1 protein-coding gene is annotated in these 1489 nt (G+C 58.4%); it reads right to left on the bottom strand.

Going from position 1 to position 1489, the window contains the following annotated elements; translation table 11 throughout:
- Positions 1–58: 58 nt before the first annotated feature.
- On the bottom strand, positions 59–1222 hold the full coding sequence (locus tag NZN28_RS14420) for an ABC transporter permease (protein ID WP_295399333.1): 1164 nt from the start codon (positions 1220–1222) through the stop codon (positions 59–61).
- Positions 1223–1489: the final 267 nt, after the last annotated feature.

Below are 1489 nucleotides of genomic sequence, written 5' to 3'. Positions count from 1 at the left end.
TTGACCAAAATAGCCCGCCCTGCGGGTGTGGCTGTATGGGCTTTCATCCGATGCAGCGCTAATTCCTAAAGACCACTTCCTCGCGGTTGAAGCTCCAATACGCAGCATAAACGGTCAGAAGGCTATAGCCCAGGGTGCTCAGCCACGTGACGGCTAACTCAGTCCAGCCTATCTGTTCGCTGACCAGACCATTTAGTGCCAGCACAACCCCCAGTCCTGGTAGCGCGTAGTGCCAGGTTTGGAGTGCGATGTATTCAGCGAAGGCAAAAGCCAGCATGGGTGCCATCAAAAGCAAATCCAGCGGCGCCAAGTATGCGCTGGCCTCGCGGTAGCTGCGGGCAAAAATACCGATGGACAAGACCAGCGCCACCGCAAAAACAGCAAAGAGTACCCCGGTTACGAACAAGCCTCCCAGAGTGGGCAAGGACAAGGTCAGTTTACCTAGGGCAAGTTCGTTTGTGCTCGAAGCACCCAAATTTCCCTGCGGAAGCATCTCAAAAGCCCAGCTTCCCAAAGCGGTGCCCATGAAAACCGATATGGCCGAGAAAAAAGCTGCACTTAGCACCGCCAGCCCTTTGCCCAGCAACAGTTCCCAGGGCCGGATGGGGGCCGAGAGCAGGGCTTCCAGGGTGCCCATCTGCTTCTCGCCTACCGTGGCATCGAGCGCCACGTGTTGCCCCGCTCCCAGCACCGACAGCAAAATGAATACCGGCAAAATCAAGGCCAGCACGCCCAGGGCTTGTTCCTGCTCGGTGGCGGATTTTTCGGTCTTTATCTGAAAGGGCTCGAGCGCCGCCTGACTGAGCCCTTTGGCGGCTAGTCTCTGCTCGATTTGTTTCAGTCGAAGCTGCTGCAATCCCTCTTTCAGACGCAGGGTGGGCACCGATTCCTGCTTGCTGATGGGGCTGGCCCGGTCGAAAATTACAAAGGCGTTCTGGGCGTACAGCAGGCCGGCATCGGCCTGGCGCTGGCGCACGCTCTGGCGGGGGTCAGCCGAGGAAACAACCACAAAACCCAGCTGCTCGAGTTCCTTTTGGTACTGCGGTGGCACACCCTTTACCGCCACCACATGAGCTTTGTTAATGGACTGCTGCTGCAAGTGCGACAGGAGCAGGCTTGGGGCAAACATCAGCAAGGGGGTGACCAGAAGCGGCAACAGGAGCAAAACCAACATCCGCTCCTCCCGCACGTAGCAGATGAGTTCCTTCCAGGCTATCTTCAAAATTTTCTTCATAGCCCAGGGCAACCGGCCCTGGCACCACCTTATGAAAAAAAACCGAGCAGAGGTGTGACGCCTGACCTAGGCAGCCACCGCCCCGGGTTAGTTGCGGAACACCACATCCTCGCGCTGGAAATTGCGATAGGCCAGGTACAGCGCCAGTCCGCCAAAGGCCAACGTAGAGAGCCAGGTGAGGCCCAGCTGGGTGGCCGTGGCCGAGCCCCGCACAATCGCGTCCAGCGCCAGCAGAACGTTGATGAGGGGCAGGGC

The sequence above is a fragment of the Meiothermus sp. genome (assembly GCF_025056915.1).
Taxonomy (GTDB): domain Bacteria; phylum Deinococcota; class Deinococci; order Deinococcales; family Thermaceae; genus Meiothermus.
This window is presented reverse-complemented; position numbering and strand designations above follow the sequence as displayed.